Here is a 16,287-nt window from a genome sequence, read left to right on the forward strand (position 1 = left end):
TAAGGCTCTGGACCGGCTGAACGACAGTTTGGACGACGAGGGGTAGCGCAGCCCCGTTGCTGTACGGAACCGCTGTACGCCCATGAAAAAAGGCCCTTCCGGACGCATCCGCGAGGGCCTTCCTCATCATGATCGCCGACCCTGCATGACTCCGGATTTCTTGCTCAGTATGCCGACACGCACGTCATAGACGCCGCCCCTGGCCGGGACGGCTGACCAGGGGCGACCGCGATACTCTTCAAGAGACCTGTGTCTCCTGAATGTCGTGGATCAGGACAGGACCGCGCATAGAGCGGTCGCGTGGACGTCAACGGGCCAATTGTTGGGGTTGGTGGCTCGATAACCCCAGGTGTTCCGCAGCTTGCCGGTTGATGGGTCCAGACTCAAGCCCGTGTAGCCCACCAGCATGTTGTCTTCGAGGTTCCAGTGGTCGGCACGCCCGTAGGAGTACCCCCCGCTGATGGGCAGCTTGCCCTCCGGACAGGTCACTGTGGCACTTCCCTGCTGGTGGGCGCCGATCGTGACGGTGCGCTCGACCGTCTGCAGTCCGGAGATGCCCGCCTCGCCCTTCGGCCCAGCTGGTCCCGTCGGCCCCGATGATCCGGTAGGTCCTGCCGGTCCCGTCCTGTTCCAGGAGATCTCCTTCTCCCCGGCCAGGCACCCCGCCGGAGAGGTGGTGGGGCTACCGGTGGGAATCACCGCGAGCGACTGCGGAGACGTCGACGTGGGAGTGGGGTTCGGCGTCTGGGGGATACGCACCGTGCCGTTGCCGTTCACGCATGCGATGATCTCGTCGCTTTCGGCCGCCGCTGTGGCGACCGCCACGCCCGACCAGCCGACGAACAGCCCTATCACCACGCCGATGGCCAGTGACCCCTTGCTTGCTTTCACCGCTGGCTCCTTCCAGAAGGCGATCATTCATCTCATCCGTGCTAAAGGTCCCCTAAGTCAATGAGAACTGACTTGCGGATGGCTGCAAGATCAGTAATTGTGGAAGTCGCGGCACTGTTCGCGCCGCGGGTGGCGCACCGGTTCTGAGTGTCATTTGTCCGGAATGTCGTACGCACATGAAAAGGCCCTCCCGGGAAATCCGGGAGGGCCTTTGAATTGGAGCCGCCTAAGGGAATCGAACCCTTGACCCCTTCATTACGAGTGAAGTGCTCTGGCCGACTGAGCTAAGGCGGCATGGTCGTAGGAACCCCACGACCGCCTATAGGGTACCAGCCCCCGGCGGTCTGCGGGCCATGCCGGACATCGGATGATCACTCGGCCCTCAGGCGAAGGCGAGGAGGGCGGTGGCCAGTTCTTCGGGGACCGGGGTGGGGGTCATGCCGTCCGGGGTTCTGCGGAGGCAGGCGACGGTCTGGCCGCCCCGCGCCACGAGGGCCCCGTCGCGCCTGAAGTCGAAGTTCATCGTGACGCGACTGCCCTGGGACGATCCGAGCGACATGAGCACCTCGACTACCAGGGCCGGACCAGTTGGGTTCTTGCTGTCGCTTTCGTTTGTGCGACTGTTCAGTTTCGGTGGAGGACGCGGCGCAGGGCGTGTTCGAGGTCTTGGGGGGCGGTGCCGTCGGGTGATCTCCAGGCGATGACGCCGTCCGGCCGCACCAGTACGGCTCCGGTGGGTGTGACGCCGTAGGCGCTCGGGAAGCGGCCGTCCGGGTCGGCGAGGTCGGACGAACCCCCGATGGCATGCAGGTCCAGAGTGAGGCCGAGGTTCCGTGCGGCGTCGCCGGCCGCCTCGGCCCACGGCCCGCCGTCCGGCCCGGTGAGCAGGACGAACCGCGGTCCGAACAGGTCACGGGTGGAGATGGGCGCGCCCGCGCGCGTAAGCCTGATGTGCGGCGCGCGCGATCCCGGCCTCCCTGAGGGCGCGGCGGGGTTCTCGAACAGCGCGGGTGCGTCCGCCCGCTCCTCCGGTACGAAGGCGCCCGAGGGGCAGACGTAGCCGAACAGTCCGACGGCCGGGTCCATGATCTCTGCCACGGTCTCGTCGTGAAGGTGGGGGGCCTGTCGCTGGACCATGTTCGCGTACTGCTGCTCGGCGAGCGCGTCGGCGAAGGGGCGGCGCTCGGCGTCGTGGCTGGCGAGCAGCGCCGGTCCCGCGGTTCCCCCCAGCACGGCCGCGAGCTTCCAGGCCAGGTGGTAGCCGTCCAGGACGGCGGTGTTGCCGCCCTGCCCTCCGGTCGGGGGCATCAGGTGGGCCGCGTCCCCGGTCAGAAAGAGCCGGCCCGCCTGGAAGGTGTCGGCGACGCGGGTGATGTGGTCCCCGGTGGACGACCACGCCGCGTCGAGGATCTTGACATCCAGGTCCGGGATGCCGCAGGCGGTGCGGATCAGCTCGGTCAGTCGCTCGGCGCCGGGTTCGCCGCCGGAGGCCAAGGCGCAGCTGAGCACGTACCGGCCGGGGTGGTCGGTGGTGACGATCGTGGCCGAGCCTCCGGGGAGGGCGGGGTTCTGCAGGTAGAACAGCCCGAAGGCGGAGCCGTTGAGCGCGACCTCAAGATCGGACTCGAACTGCAGGAACAGGGTTCGAGCGGGCCGGTCACCAGGGTCGGCGGCCCGGTCGGGGCCGTGCGGGTCGGCGAGCCCGCTGCGATCGCTCGGCGCGGTGTCGTGCCAGGATCGTCCATGGGTCGCGATGCCCGCCATGTCGCGGACCGGGCCCTTGTGGCCGTCCGCGCCGACCAGGTACCGGGCCGTCAGCGTGCGCCGCTCCCCGGTGACGGTGTCGCGCAGCACGGCGGTCACCTGGTCGTCGTCCTGGTGGAACCGTTCGAGTTCGGTGGAGAACACGATGTCGGCACCCAGCTCGATCGCTCTCGCGGCGAGGATGCGCTCGGCTCGTTCCTGGCTCGTGGAGGCCATGGGCACGGGCGAGAACATGGAGAGGTCCGGCATCTTCTGGACGAAGTTGTGCAGTACCGGTCCTGTGACGCTCTCGGCGATGACGATGATGTTCTCGCCCCGGCCGGGTGGGGCGGCTCGTACGAACCGCTCGGCGACCCCGGCGGTGGCGAGGGCCTCCATGGTCGACGGCATCTGCCCGCGCGCCTTGGGTTGCGTGGACAGCCCGGGGTGGCGCTCGACGACGAGCGACCGCACGCCGTGCACGCCGAGGAACATCGCGGTGGACAGCCCGGCGAGACCGGCACCGGTGATGAGCACAGGCAGGGTTGTCTCCTCCATGGTCACTCCCTGAGGGGTAGATTGTACGAAGGATAGGAAATCTCGACAGATCGAGATATTGGATGCTGGAGGTTCGGTGTCAAGGGGCCGCAGATCCGAGTTGATGCGGGCGCTCGCCGATGCGATGCGGGAGAACGCGGGCCGAGGGGTGGTGATGCACCAGGCCATCGCCGGCCACTTCGGGCTCGGGCCGACCGACCTGAAGTGCCTCGACCTGGCACGTCACGAACCGGAGCTCACCGCGGGGCGGCTGGCCGAGGTGACCGGCATGAGCACCTCGGCCATCACGGCGGTGATCGACCGGCTGGAGCGCAACGGCTTCGTCGAGCGCCGGCGCGACGCAGCCGACCGCCGCAAGGTGCTGGTGCGCTCGACCGGGCGGCACGAGGCGGCGCTGGCGGAGATCTTCGCACGGGTGGAGTCGGCCTTCGCCGGAGTAGTGGACGACTACGACGACGACCAACTGGAGCACGTCATCGAGTTCATCGCCCGCCTCAACGAGACGGCCCGCGACTTCACCGCGACCCTCGTCCGCGATCTGGGACGTCCGGCCGACGCCGCGGACCACTAGCGGGACGACTGGGCGGGTCCGTGCTGACGCACCGGTCGGCCTGCCCACCTGGTTCGTCGACACGGCCGGTTCGGCTGGGCTCGGAAGGCGGTCGGATGGGTACAAGTCGTTAAGGGGGAATTGTCGCCTTATAAGGCATATATCCGCACATGGAGCGTGACGTGGGCATGCCGCAAGGCAGGCCGATCTCCAGACTTCCCGGCCCCGGGAAAGGAGCCGAGATGATCACTAGACGTCAGGTCCTGAAGGCGGCGGCGGGCGGAGCCGCCCTGCTGGCCACCGGCAGGGCGGCTCAGGCGTCCACCTCGGCCGGGGTGACGTCCGCCGGGCGGGCGGCGCGCTGGGCCGGCACGCTCGACGCGGCGGGAATCGCGAAGTACGTGGCGCCGCTCGTCATCCCGCCGGCCATGCCCGCCTCGCAGGAGGGTGACCGGGACCGCTACGTCATCGGCGTCCGGCAGTTCCGGCAGCAGGTGCTGCCTCCCGGCAGCCCGGCCACCACGCTGTGGGGGTACGGCTCGCCTGATCATCCCGGGAGCTTCGCCTCGCCCGCCTGGACCATCGAGGCCAGGTCCGGCCATCCCATCCGCGTCATGTGGGTCAACGAGCTCGTCGACGGGGACGGGCGCTACCTGTCCCACCTGCTGCCGGTGGACCCGACGCTGCACTGGGCCAACCCGCCGGGCGGGCCGCCGGGCAGGGACACGCGACCGTCGTTCGCCGCCACGCCCGGCAGGTACCGAGGACCTGTGCCGATCACCACGCACCTGCACGGCGGGTGCACCATGGACGACAGCGACGGCCATCCCGAGTCGTGGTACCTCCCCGCGGCGCGGAACATCCCCGGAGACCACGCCACGGAGGGCTCGCGGTACGCCGAGTTCATGAGCACGTTCGGGAGCCGCGAGAGCGTCGAGTGGCAGCCGGGGTCGGCGGTCTATCAGTACGACAACGACCAGCCGGCCGCCACGCTGTGGTACCACGACCACACCCTCGGCATGACGCGGCTCAACGTCTACGCGGGGCTCGCGGGCTTCTACCTGCTGCGCGGCGGCGCGTCCGACCTCGACCCGGGGGTGCTTCCCTGGCCCGCTCCCCAGGCCGGCGACCCTCCCGGCACGCGCTACTACGAGATCCCGATCATCATCCAGGACCGGTCCTTCGCCAAGGACGGCTCGCTGTTCTACCCCGGCAGCCGTACGCAGTTCTCCGACAGGTACGCCGGCCCGTACATTCCCCGCAGCCACGTGCCGCCCATCTGGCAGCCGGAGTTCTTCGGCGACGCGATGATGGTGAACGGCCGCACGTGGCCGGTGCTCGCGGTCGAGCCGCGCCGCTACCGCCTCCGCTTCCTCAACGGGTGCAACTCGCGGTTCCTGATCCTCAAGGTGGCGGCCGACCCTCTCGCCAGACGCCCGGTGGCGCCCGCCGTGCCCTTCTGGCAGATCGGGGCGGACGCCGGGTACCTTCCGGAGCCGGTGCGGTTGAACAGCCTGGTCATGGGCCCCGCCGAGCGTGCCGACGTGATCGTCGACTTCACCGGTGCCAGGCCGGGCACGGAGTTCTATCTGATCAACGAGGGCCCCGACGAGCCGTTCAGTGGGAACGCGAAGGCGGCGCCCGCCAACCCGGCGACCACGGGGCAGGTCATGAAGTTCGTGCTGAGGCCGCTTTCGGGCAGGGACGAGAGCGTGCCGCCCGCGCGGCTCAGGCTGCCCGCGCTCACCCGGCGCGGCCCGGCGACGCTGACCCGGCAGGTGGCGCTCCTTGAGCACTCCATGGAGGTCAGGGCGGGAACGGACGTGCCGACGGCCACGATGCTCGGCACCCTCGCGGGAGGCGGCACCGCGAAGATGTGGTCCGACCCCGTCACGGAGAATCCCGCGCTCGGCGCCATCGAGGTGTGGGAGATCCACAACTCCACCGGCGACGCCCACACGGTGCACCTGCACGAGGTCCGCTTCGAGGTGGTCGACCGCAGGCCGCTCAAGGGCACCGCAGTCCGGCCGCCCCAGCCGTGGGAACGGGGCTTCAAGGACACGGTGATCGCCTATCCGAAGGAGGTCACCCGCATCAAGATGATGTTCGACCTGGAGGGCTCGTACGTGTGGCACTGCCATCTGCTCGAACACGAGGACAACGAGATGATGCGGCCGTTCCAGGTGGGCTCCTGACGCCCTGCGGCGGCGGCCTCGCGTAGTGGAGTCGTTGCGAGGCTTTGGCCGATCTTTGTGCTCCGGCGAGAACAGACGCGCACGGCCAGGCCGTTCTACTGTCCGGGGGCCGAGGTCCCCGGTCCCCGGTTCTTAGGAGGTCGCATGAGCATGCGAGCAGGCCAGGTCATGGCACCGGCCCACGTGCCGGCCGGGGCGACGGAGACCGGAGACGGCGTCATCGTCGGCGACGGCCCGGTCATCGTGGACGCCTACATCGACTTCCAGTGCCCGTTCTGCAAGCAGTTCGAGCTGACGGCCGGGCCCACGCTCGACCAGTTGGTGGAGAACCGGCTGATAACCCTGGTGTACCACCCGATGGCCTTCCTGGACGCGGCGTCGACCAACCAGTACTCCTCCCGGGCGGCCTCGGCCTCCGGGTGCGCGTCCGACCACGGCAGGTTCATGGAGTACGCCTACGCGCTGTTCGTCAACCAGCCGCCCGAGGGCGGGCCGGGGCTCAGCGACGACGAGCTGATCGAGCTGAGCGACTCGGTCGGGCTGATCGACCCGGCCTTCGGCGCGTGCGTGCGCAGGCACACCTACGTCGAGTGGGCGGCGTACGTGACCACGAGGGCCGCGCAGCGGGGGGTGAACGCCACGCCGACCGTCTTCGTGCAGGGCGTCGCCGTGCCCGCGAACGCCCAGATGATCGTCACCGCCGTGGAGGCCGTCACGTCATAGGGACGCGTTCACCAGCACGTTCAGCTCGGCGGCCGGCTCGTAGTGGCGTTGCCAGTCGGGCTGGTCGGTCATCAGGACGACCCGGCCCGCGCCCGTGCCGGGGCCGGTCTCCTTAGCTGCGTACTTCGAGGTCGCCGGAGGGGATCAGCAGGGTCTTCCCGAGCGTCGTTCGTGCCTGGATGGCCGCGTGAGCATCGGCGGCCCGCTCCAGCGGGAAGGTCTGCCCGATGACGGGACGGAGCCGGCCGGTGGCGGCCTCGGCCAGCGCGGCCTCGGCCAGTGCCTTGATGCCGGCGGGCGAGCCGAACATCTGGCCCCCGGTGATCAGGGCGATGCCGCGCTGGAACACCTCTGCCACGGTCGCGTCCGTCATGGCGCCACTGGCGGCGCCGAACATCAGGAACCTGCCGCGTGGGGCCACGAGCTCGAACGCCGTACGGCCGACGGCCCCGCCGACCCCGTCGAACACGACGTGCACGCCCGCGTCGCCGACGGCCTCGCGCACCCGGTCGCCCCAGCCGTCCTCGGTGTAGTCGGCGGTCACCTTGGCGCCCAGCTCTGTGGCGAGGTCGAGCTTGCGCCGGGAGCCCGCCACCGCGACCACCTGGGCGCCGGCGCCCGCCGCGAGCTGGACGAGCAGGCTGCCGACCCCTCCGGCGGCCGACTCCACGAGCACCCACTCACCGGGACGGGGCGCGGCGGCCCGGACGATGCCCATCGCGGTACGGCCGTCGGCCAGCAACGCCACCGCGTCGTGCAGATCGAGTTCCGGCGGGACGGCGATGAGGCCACCGGTGTCCGCCGCCACCCGCTCCGCGTACCCTCCCGAGCCCTTCAGCGAGGTCACGACGCGCAGGCCGGCGAGGGCCGGATCGGCGCCCGGCCCGACCTCGACGACCGTGCCGCCCACGCCGTTGCCGGGGATGATCGGCAACCGGGGTAGCGGCACCGGCGCCACACCCGACCTGACCTGCGTCTCCACGAACGGGATGCCGATCGCGGCCACCTCGATCACCACCTGCCCGGGGCCCGGACGCGGATCCGGCGCCTCCCCGGGGACCAGAACCTCCGGCCCGCCGAACTCTCGTAGCCATACCGCCCGCACGACCATTCCTCTCCACGGGACCCGTCTATCGGAGCGGATCGCTCCGAATAACATATCGGAATGATTCGCTCCGATCGCAATAGACTCCGGCCGTGGATTCGAACGAGCCTCCCCGGGCGGAGGCAGGGCGAGCGGGCGCGGAGGGGCGGCCGGAGCGCCGCTGGGGACGCCAGGCCGAGGCCGAGCGCAACGACCGCATCGTGCTGGAGGCCGCGCGCGCGGTCTTCGCCGAGCAGGGCGCAGGGGCCCCGATGTCCGCCCTGGCCGACCGCGCGGGCGTCGGCATCGCCACGTTCTACCGCCGGTACGGCAGCAAGGAGGAGCTGCTGCAACGGCTCTGCCTGCTGTCGATGGAGGAGTCCATCGCCTCGGCGCGGGAGGCGCTGGCCCGCGAGGGCGACGGGTGGTCGGCCGTCTGCGGCTACGTCCAGCGGTGCGTCGCCGCGCGGGTGGGCGCCCTCGGGCCTGCGGCGGGAACGATCGCCGTCACCGCCGAGATGACCGCCGTGAGCGAGCTGGGCCGCGAGCTGATGGACGAGCTGGTACGCCGGGCGCAGGCCGACGGCACCGTGCGGCCGGACCTCGCCCCGCTCGACGTCTCGTACCTGATCGAGCACTTCAGCCGCATCCCGCGCGGCACTGAAGAACAGGGCACCATCAGCCGGCGGCTGCTGGCGCTCGCCCTCGACGGCCTCCGCGGCTCTGATCGGCGGGTTCCCCTGCCGGGCGCGCCCCCGAGCTGGGAGTCCTACAGCGGCCGGTGGTACGGCCCCGTAGACCCGGATCCCGCGCCGCCCGGCCCGCCGGTCGGATAGGCACTGACCGCCACGGCCATACGGGCCGCGCCCCTGCGGCCGTATAGGCCCTGTACGGCGAAAGGCCACTTCCGGTGGTCCGGAAGTGGCCTCGTGGATCGGTGTCAGCCGCCCGCTACACGGTCAGCGGCAGTGCTCGAAGGGGCTGTCGTAGACCGAGGATCCGGCCTTCCCGCCCCATTTGACGCAGGTCTTCTTGGCAGCGGCGCGCACCGGGCCCGCGTAGTACGCGAAGTTGCCCGAGTCGGTGAGCCGCTTCTGCTTCTGCACCTCCAGGTAGGCGGAGGTGGCGGTGGCCTTGCCGATCGACGTGCTCTTGATCGTGGTCACGCAGTTGTTCGCGTTGGAGGCGTTGTACAGCAGGTAGACCGTGCCGGCCGAGCCCAGGGTGGCCTTGTCGATCACCTTGTACCCCCTGCCGCAGACCTCCTCGGGCGAGTGAGGGTTGGTGCTCGGGCTGGGGTTGTTGTTGGTCCTGGTGGTGCCGCCTCCTGAGCAGTTCTTCGAGGTCAGCGTCTGGGTGGGGTACCCGAACGTCGCCCCGTTGAAGACGGCCTTCTGGACGTTGCCGGGGTAGGACCCCGGCGTGCGCACCTCGTAGTGGAGGTGCGGCGCGAGGCTGTTGCCGGGCTTGGTCGAGTTGCCGACCTCACCGATCTTCTGCCCCTGCGCGACCTGCGTGCCGGCGCTCACAGACCGCACCCGCAGGTGCGCGTAATAGCTGGTCCAGCCACCGCCGTGGTCGATCTTGACCAGGTTGCCGAAGCCGTTGGCCGAGCCCTGGTGGGCCGAGATGACCACCTTGCCGGCCGCCGAGGCCACCACGGTGTCACCGAGGTCCGCCCCCGCGGTGCCACCTCGATTGAAGTCGATCTCCCAGGACTGGTGGGCGCCGCTACCCGTGATGCCGGTCCAGGTCTGACCACAGGGGAAGGGGAGCTGGAAGCCCGGGCGGGCGCCGGCCGCGCTGGCACTCGGGGCCAGTGCGACGCCGCCCGCGAGGCTGAGCAGGAGGGCCACCCCTGCCGTGAACGCCCCTTTGATCTTCATGCCGATCCTCTCTCATGGCTCCGGCCTGGTTCGGTGCTGGGTGCCGAGCCGGCCAGACCGGGCGCGAAATTCTCATCGCGGGGTTCCCGGCAGGCTCCGGAGCACGGATCCCAGGGCCCCCGCTGGTCCGTCCGGATAAGCTATATAAGAAAGGTCCAAAACCCATACAAATAAGATCCAGGCTGCCGGTGGACCATTCTGGAATCGGTTGAAAAAGGGTGAAATCGGGCGGCGCGGGCCTTCTGCCCGGGGTTCCGGCAAGGCGGAAGGCCACTTCCAGCGGTCTGGAAGTGGCCTTGGGCACGGCCTGTTCAGCCGCAGTGCTCGAAGGGGCTGTCGTAGGTGGAGGACCCGGCCTTCCCGCCCCACTTGACGCAGGTGTTGGTGGCGGCGGCGCGTACCGGGCCCGCGTAGTACGCGAAGCTGCCGGAGTCGGTGATCCTGCTCTTGCCCTGCACCTCCAGGTAGGCGGAGGTGGTGGTGGCCGTGCCCACGGACGCGCTCTTGATCGTGGTCACGCAGTTGTAGCCGTTGCCGGTGTTGTAGAGCAGGTAGACCTTGCCCGACGAGCCGAGGGCGGCCGAGTCGATCACGCTGTACCCGCTGCCGCAGACCTCCTCGGGCGAGTACGGGTTGTTGCTGCCGGAGCAGTTGTTCGAGGTGACCGTCTGGACCGGGTAGCCGAAGGTCGACCCGTTGAAGACGGCCTTCTGGATGTTGGCGGGGTAGGAGGTGTCGGTCGTCCTGACCTCGTAGTGGAGGTGCGGCGAGATGTTGTTACCGGGCTTGCTGGTGTTGCCGACCTCGCCGATCTTCTGGCCCTGTGAGACCTGGGCGCCTGCGCTCACCGACCGCACGCGCAGGTGCGCGTAGTAGGTGGACCATCCGCCGCCGTGGTCGATCTTGACCAGGTTGCCGAAGCCGTTGGTGGAGCCCTGGTGGGCCGAGATGGCCACCGTGCCGGCCGCCGCGGCGACCACGGTGTCGCCGAGGTCGGCGTCCGCCGTGCTGCCCCGGTTGAAGTCGATCTCCCAGGACTGGTGGGCACTGCTGGCGCTGGAGTTGCCGGTCCAGGTCTGGCCGCAGGGGAAGGGAAGCTGGAAGTTCGGTCGTGGGCCGGCCGCGCCGGCGCTCGGGGCCAGTGCGACGCCGCCTGCGAGGCTGAGCATCAGGGCCAGTCCTGCGGTGAACACCCTTTTGATCTTCATGCCGATCCTCTCTCGCGGCTCGGTCGGCTCGGCGTTGGCGCCGACTCGGCACGACCGGTCGCGGGGTTGGCGTGGAACCTCCGAAGGGCGCTCCGGAGACCCCTGTTGGCGTAAAGAGTCCGGATATGTCATATAGAAAACGTCCAAAACCGATACAAATGAGATCCTGGCTTCGAGCGACCCAACCCTCTGCACGGTTGAAAAGTCTCTAAGGGAGCAGAATCGGGCATCATGGCTGATCAGCCCACATTTAACGTGCTCGGTCCACTGGACGTCCGGCTCGACGGGCAGGCACTGCGCCTCGGGGGCACGAAACCACGAATGCTGCTGGCCACCCTGCTGCTCCACGCCAACCGGGTGGTCGGCACCGGCCTGCTGGTAGAGGTGCTATGGCCCGAGCGCAGGCCCCGCTCCGCCGTGGAGAACCTGCGGACCTACGTCAGCTCGCTGCGCGTCGGCCTCGGCGACGCGGGAGCCCGTACAGCCATCAGGGCCCAGCAGTCCGGCTACATGATCGAGGTTCGTACGGAGGACCTCGACCTGCTCCGCTTCGAGGCGCTGATGGCGCAGGCCGGCCGGTCCAGGGCCGAAGGCCGCACCTCCCAGGCCGTCGACGAGCTGTGCCGGGCGCTGGCGCTCTGGCGGGGGGCGCCCCTGGAGGACCTGCCGGGCAGCCCCCTCTGGGCCGGCCGGCTGGAGCCCCTCGCCGAGGCCCGGCTCTCGGCGGCCGAGGAACTGCTGGCCATGCGCGTTGCCCTCGGGCAGTACAGCGGCGCGATCAGCGAGCTGCGCGGGCTGCTCGTGGAACACCCGTTCAGGGAGGGCCTGTGGCAGCAGCTCATGCTCGCGCTGAACCGGAGCGGGCGCCAGGCCGAGGCGCTGCTCGCGTACACCACGATCCGCGACCGGCTGGTGGAGGAGCTCGGCATCGAGCCAGGCGCCGAACTACGCCGCGCCCACGCGGTCGTCCTCGCCGGAGACTCCTCCACGAGCCATGACCCCTCCACGAGCCATGACTCTTCAACGGACGCAAGCCCTGACCTCTCTCTGGGCCATGACCCGACCGCCGGCCAGGAGCGGCCCAGGCCGTACCAGCTTCCGCCGGACGTGCCCGACTTCACCGGCAGGCAGGGGGACGTGGAGTCGCTGGTGGAGGCCCTGACGCCGGGAAGGGCGGCGGGGCCGCCCTCGATCACGGTCGTCGTCGGCCCGCCTGGCGTGGGCAAGTCGGCGCTGGCGGTGCACTGCGCGCACGCCGTACGGGCCCGCTACCCGGACGGTCAGCTCTACCTCGATCTCGCCGGCACCTCCCTGACGCCCCCCGCCCCGGGCGAGCTGCTGGCGGAGGCGCTGCGCGCGCTCGGCGTGGCCGAGCGCGCCATCCCGGACGGCCTGCGGGAGCGCTCGGCGCTGTACAGATCCCTGCTCTCCGACCGGAGCGTGCTGGTCCTGCTGGATGACGCGGCGAGCACCGCGCAGGTGCGCCCGCTGCTGCCCGGCAGCGGCTGCTCGGTCCTCGTGACCAGCCGCCGCCGGATCACCGAGCTTCCCGGTACGCGCCAGGTGGAGCTGGACGTGCTGGCGCCGCGTGAGGCGGAGGAGCTGCTCCGCGCGATCGTGGGCGCCGAGCGGCTGAACAGGGAGAGGGACGCGGCGTCGGCCATCGTGAAGTCCTGCGGTTACCTCCCGCTAGCCATCAGGATCGCGGGAGCACGCCTGGTGGGACGGCCCGGATGGTCCCTGCGCGTGATGGAGCGGCGGCTCGCCGACGAGGCCCGCAGGCTGGGCGAGCTGCGGGTCGGGGACCTTGAAGTACGGGCGAGCGTGGACCGCAGCTACCGGCTGCTGCCAGACGCCGCCGCCCGGGCGTTCAGGACGCTCGGTCTGCTGGGCCCGCACGTCCTCCCCGCCTGGGTCGTCGACGCCGTGCTCGACCGGCACCGCTCGGACGACGTGGTGGACGACCTGGTCGACGCGAGCCTGCTGCGGCTGGTGGGAAGCGATCCCGCCGGCCGGCCCCGCTACCGGCTCCACGACCTGATCCGCTGCGACGCCAGGGAGAGGGCGCACGCCGATCCCGAGGGGCCGGCCCTCGGCAGGGTGGTCGGGGCGTGGCTCGCGATCGCCGAGCAGGCGACCAAGCGGCTGCCGACCACGGTGTTCGGCCTGATGTCGCCGACGGCCGCCCGCTGGGAGCCCGCCCGCACCACCGTCGGGCACGTGACGGTCAACCCGCTGTCGTGGTTCGACACCGAGCGGGACGCGCTGGTCGGAACGGTGAGGCTGGCCGCCGACGCGGGGATGGCCGACTCGGCGTGGGGCCTGGCGGCGACCCTGGTGCCCTACTTCGACCTGCGGGGTCACTACGACGCCTGGCGGATCACGCACGAGATCGCGCTCGACGCGGTGCGCGCCAAGGGAGACCTGCGCGGCGAGGCGGCGCTGCTCCGCGGGCTTGCCCAGGTGTACCTGTACCAGGACGGATACCCCGAGTCCGCCGAGATGTTCCAGCGGTCCCACACGATCTTCCGCGAGCTGGGCGACCGCAGGGGCGAGGCGATCGCGATCTGCGGGCTGGGCGCCGTGGACCAGATCAGGGGCGAACACCTCAGCGCGCTGCGGCGCTTCCGGCAGGCGCTCGGCATGTTCCTCGGCATGGACGACAAGGCGGGCGAGGCCTACGCGCGGCAGGCGATCGGCAAGGTGTTCCTGGAGTCCGGCGACCTCGCGGGGGCGTCGCGATGGCTGGACGAGGCGTTGCGGCTGGCGCGGTCGCTCGGTGACCGGCACAGGGAGGGCTGCGTCTTCAACCATTTCGGCAGGCTGCACGACCTGGCGGCCGACTTCGACCGCGCCATGCACTTCCAGGACCAGGCGCTGGACATCTTCGAGAGCCTCGGCGACTGCCACTGCGCCGCGTACGCGATGCAGGGCCTCGGCAGGCGCCGGGCCGTGCGGGGCGAGCGGATGCACGCCTCGGCCCAGCTGGAGAAGTCCCGCACGATCTTCCAGCGGCTCGGCGACCGCAGCGGGGAGGCGAGCGCGACGCAGATGCTCGGTGAGCTGCACCGGGCGGCCGGCCGGGCGGACCTCGCCCGCGACTACCTGCACCACGCCTTCACCCTGCAGCGTGAGTTGAGCGCGGGCGTGCGAACCTCGGGCGAGTACCGGCCGTGACCCCGTGGGTGGCCGGTGAGACGCGAGGGGCATAGCCTCTACTGAGACAACAAACGGTTTGACCGTTAGAAGGGGTGCATACCCATGTCAGCGTCGCAGCACGGTCAGAGCTTAGATATCCGTGTTGAACGCCTTGATGAGTGCACGGTGCTGCATTTGGCCGGCGACCTGGACTTCCACGGCACCCCCATCTTCAACGCCCACATCGACGGAGTGTGGAGCGGAGAGCAGGGTCCCCGGGTCATCATCGATCTGGCCGGCCTGAAGTTCTGCGACTCCGCCGGGCTCGGGTCGCTCGTCTACGTCTTCAACCAGATCACATCCGCCAAGGGGCGGCTCATCCTCGTGGCCGTCCCCGACTACCTGCGGCGACGGCTGAGGATCAGCGGCCTGGACAACCACTTCGAGTCCCTCGACACCATCGAGCAGGCGGTGCTCGAGGTCGGCCCGGCCTGAGCCGCCCGCACCACCTCGTCAGGCGACACCGATCGAGATTCCCACCCCGCCGCGCGTGCTCGCGCCGTACCGCTCCTTCTCGCGGGCGATGTCGAGCGGCTGGATCTTGCTGCGCCCCGCGAGCGTCTCCTCGGTGAGGAGCGCGGCCGGCACCAGCCAGGACACCTCGAACTCGATGCCGTCAGGGTCCTTGGCGTACAGGGCCTTGGTGGTGGAGTGGTCGGACGCCCCGACGAGGGCGCCGAGGTCGCTCAGCTTCGCGGCGATCTCCTCGAGGTCGCCGAGCGTCTCGACCTCCCAGGCCAGGTGGTAGAGGCCGACGGTGGCCCGCCCAGCCTGGGACGGTCCCGCCTCCGCCCCGATCTGGAACAGCCCGAGGTCGTGGTCGTTGTTCGACGACGGCGCCTGGAGGAAGGCCGCGCCGGGGAACGCCATGACCGCGTGGAAGCCGAGCGCCTCCTGGTAGAACGCGACGCTGCGCTCGACGTCGCGCACGTAGAGGACGGCGTGGTTGAGACGGTGAACGGGCATGTGCGCCTCCGGTAAGTTGAACTCTCAACCAAATATACCTCGCGCCCGGTCCGTGGTCACAGGGCGGGCTCACCCTGAGGCGTGAGCAGGAAGGCCCCGGGGTCGGCGATGATGCGCTGGATCACCTGGCCCGCGGCGCCCAGCGTCGCGGCGTCGGCGCCGACCTGCGAGACGACCAGGGCGGGGACGTGGGCGCGCATCTGCCCGAGCCGCTTGCGCATCGCCCGCTCGGCCGGGCCGGACACCCAGGGGAACAGCGGCGCGAAGATGCCGCCGAGCACGATCGTGTCGGGGTCGATCAGGTTGACCGCGGTGGTGAGGGCGACGCCGAGCGCCGAGCCCGCCCGCTCGCAGGCGGTCGCCGCCGAGGGCTCGCCCGCGTTGAGGCGCGCCACCAGCTCGGCGATCTCCTCGCCTGGGGGCAGCAGGGCGTCCTGCCCGGCGTACCGCTCCAGGCAGCCGGTGCCGCCGCACCGGCACTGGGGGCCGTCGGGGGAGACGACGACATGGCCCAGCTCGCCCGCGAACCCGTGCGCCCCGCGGAACAGCGCGCCCTCGACCACCAGGCCGGCGCCGATGCCGATCTCCCCGGACACGTGGAGGAAGTCGCCGAGCGAGGCCCCGGACCCGAACCACAGCTCGCCCAGCGCGGCGAGGTTCGCCTCGTTGTCCACGAGCACGGGAAGCGGAAGCGCCAGCGTCTCCGCGACGGTCACGTCACGCCAGCCGAGGTTGGGGGCGCGGTGGACGGCGCCGGTGGAGCGGTCGACGGGGCCGGGCAGCGCGACGATCGCGCCCGCGACCGAGAGCCCCTGCGCGGCGGCGTCGGCGAGCAGGGCGGTCGCCAGCCGCCGCAGCCGTCCTATCACGTCCGCCGGCGAGGCCGCGCGGTTGTCCACAGCCTGTGTACGGATCAGCCGCACCGTGCGGCTGAGATCGACGACGCAGGCGGCCAGGTAGTCGACGTTGATCTCCAGGCCCAGCGCGGCGACCCGGTGCCCGCTGAGGCTGACGGCCACGCCGGGCCGTCCGCGCTCGCCGTCCCGCACCGTGCCGGACTCCACCGCCATGCCCGCGTCGATGAGGTCTCCCACCAGCTTCGACACCGTGGTCTTGGTCAGGCCGGTGGTCTCGGCGAGCGCGGCACGGGTCAGGGGCCCGCTCCGGTCGAGCTCCCCGAGGACCACGGCGAGGTTTCCCGCACGCATCGAATCGTGCCGTACGGCCTGTGCCATCAGGGTTCTCTCCTGCTTCGATCACAGCGCCCAATAACTTTCCGTGAACT

The 16,287-nt window shown here is 70.4% G+C and carries 14 protein-coding genes and 1 tRNA gene; 6 read left to right on the top strand and 9 right to left on the bottom strand.

Annotation, left to right across the window (positions count from 1 at the left end; genetic code table 11):
* Nucleotides 1–270 precede the first annotated feature (270 nt).
* From ACOZ38_RS01250 to ACOZ38_RS01265, 4 genes are all read right to left on the bottom strand, one after another.
* A complete protein-coding gene (locus ACOZ38_RS01250; RefSeq protein WP_424528123.1) occupies nucleotides 271–891 on the bottom strand; it encodes a hypothetical protein in 621 nt (206 codons plus the stop codon).
* 217 nt (nucleotides 892–1,108) lie between these two features.
* Nucleotides 1,109–1,185, bottom strand: a tRNA-Thr gene (locus tag ACOZ38_RS01255).
* Nucleotides 1,186–1,273: 88 nt separating this feature from the next.
* Nucleotides 1,274–1,450, bottom strand: a complete 177-nt coding sequence (locus ACOZ38_RS01260) for a hypothetical protein (RefSeq protein WP_424528125.1) — start codon at nucleotides 1,448–1,450, stop codon at nucleotides 1,274–1,276.
* Nucleotides 1,451–1,515: 65 nt separating this feature from the next.
* The gene (locus tag ACOZ38_RS01265; RefSeq protein ID WP_424528127.1) at nucleotides 1,516–3,192 is read right to left on the bottom strand and encodes an FAD-dependent monooxygenase; all 1,677 of its coding nucleotides are present in this window, start codon (nucleotides 3,190–3,192) and stop codon (nucleotides 1,516–1,518) included.
* Between the two features lie 76 nt (nucleotides 3,193–3,268).
* On the opposite strand from ACOZ38_RS01265, the gene ACOZ38_RS01270 reads away from it, so the two are divergent.
* From ACOZ38_RS01270 to ACOZ38_RS01280, 3 genes are all read left to right on the top strand, one after another.
* Nucleotides 3,269–3,763 (top strand): MarR family winged helix-turn-helix transcriptional regulator, encoded by a 495-nt coding sequence (locus ACOZ38_RS01270; RefSeq protein ID WP_424528129.1) that lies wholly within the window; start codon nucleotides 3,269–3,271, stop codon nucleotides 3,761–3,763.
* Between the two features lie 221 nt (nucleotides 3,764–3,984).
* Nucleotides 3,985–5,937 carry a multicopper oxidase family protein gene (locus ACOZ38_RS01275; protein WP_424528131.1) on the top strand — a complete coding sequence of 651 codons (1,953 nt, stop codon included), beginning with the start codon at nucleotides 3,985–3,987 and terminating at the stop codon, nucleotides 5,935–5,937.
* 144 nt (nucleotides 5,938–6,081) lie between these two features.
* Nucleotides 6,082–6,660 (top strand): DsbA family protein, encoded by a 579-nt coding sequence (locus ACOZ38_RS01280; RefSeq protein WP_424528133.1) that lies wholly within the window; start codon nucleotides 6,082–6,084, stop codon nucleotides 6,658–6,660.
* 112 nt (nucleotides 6,661–6,772) lie between these two features.
* On the opposite strand, the gene ACOZ38_RS01285 is transcribed toward ACOZ38_RS01280, so the two are convergent.
* Nucleotides 6,773–7,765, bottom strand: a complete 993-nt coding sequence (locus ACOZ38_RS01285) for a zinc-binding dehydrogenase (protein WP_424528135.1) — start codon at nucleotides 7,763–7,765, stop codon at nucleotides 6,773–6,775.
* Nucleotides 7,766–7,857: 92 nt separating this feature from the next.
* Between ACOZ38_RS01285 and ACOZ38_RS01290 the strand changes: the two genes are divergently transcribed.
* Entirely contained in the window at nucleotides 7,858–8,580 is a 723-nt protein-coding gene (locus ACOZ38_RS01290) for a TetR/AcrR family transcriptional regulator (RefSeq protein WP_424528137.1), read from the top strand.
* Between the two features lie 123 nt (nucleotides 8,581–8,703).
* Here ACOZ38_RS01290 and ACOZ38_RS01295 read toward each other — a convergent pair whose 3' ends face one another.
* Entirely contained in the window at nucleotides 8,704–9,630 is a 927-nt protein-coding gene (locus ACOZ38_RS01295) for a M23 family metallopeptidase (protein ID WP_424528139.1), read from the bottom strand.
* 311 nt (nucleotides 9,631–9,941) lie between these two features.
* Nucleotides 9,942–10,838: a M23 family metallopeptidase gene (locus ACOZ38_RS01300; protein WP_424528141.1), complete on the bottom strand. Its 897-nt coding sequence runs from the start codon at nucleotides 10,836–10,838 to the stop codon at nucleotides 9,942–9,944.
* 231 nt (nucleotides 10,839–11,069) lie between these two features.
* On the opposite strand from ACOZ38_RS01300, the gene ACOZ38_RS01305 reads away from it, so the two are divergent.
* A complete protein-coding gene (locus tag ACOZ38_RS01305; protein ID WP_424528143.1) occupies nucleotides 11,070–14,015 on the top strand; it encodes an AfsR/SARP family transcriptional regulator in 2,946 nt (981 codons plus the stop codon).
* An 84-nt stretch (nucleotides 14,016–14,099) separates the two neighbouring features.
* Entirely contained in the window at nucleotides 14,100–14,471 is a 372-nt protein-coding gene (locus tag ACOZ38_RS01310; protein WP_424528145.1) for an STAS domain-containing protein, read from the top strand.
* Between the two features lie 18 nt (nucleotides 14,472–14,489).
* Here the strand turns inward: ACOZ38_RS01310 and ACOZ38_RS01315 are convergent, their stop codons facing one another.
* Entirely contained in the window at nucleotides 14,490–15,002 is a 513-nt protein-coding gene (locus ACOZ38_RS01315; RefSeq protein WP_424528147.1) for a VOC family protein, read from the bottom strand.
* Nucleotides 15,003–15,058: 56 nt separating this feature from the next.
* On the bottom strand, nucleotides 15,059–16,237 hold the full coding sequence (locus tag ACOZ38_RS01320; protein WP_424528149.1) for an ROK family protein: 1,179 nt from the start codon (nucleotides 16,235–16,237) through the stop codon (nucleotides 15,059–15,061).
* Nucleotides 16,238–16,287 lie beyond the last annotated feature (50 nt).

This window comes from Sphaerisporangium viridialbum, assembly GCF_049674955.1.
Lineage (GTDB): Bacteria > Actinomycetota > Actinomycetes > Streptosporangiales > Streptosporangiaceae > Sphaerisporangium > Sphaerisporangium viridialbum.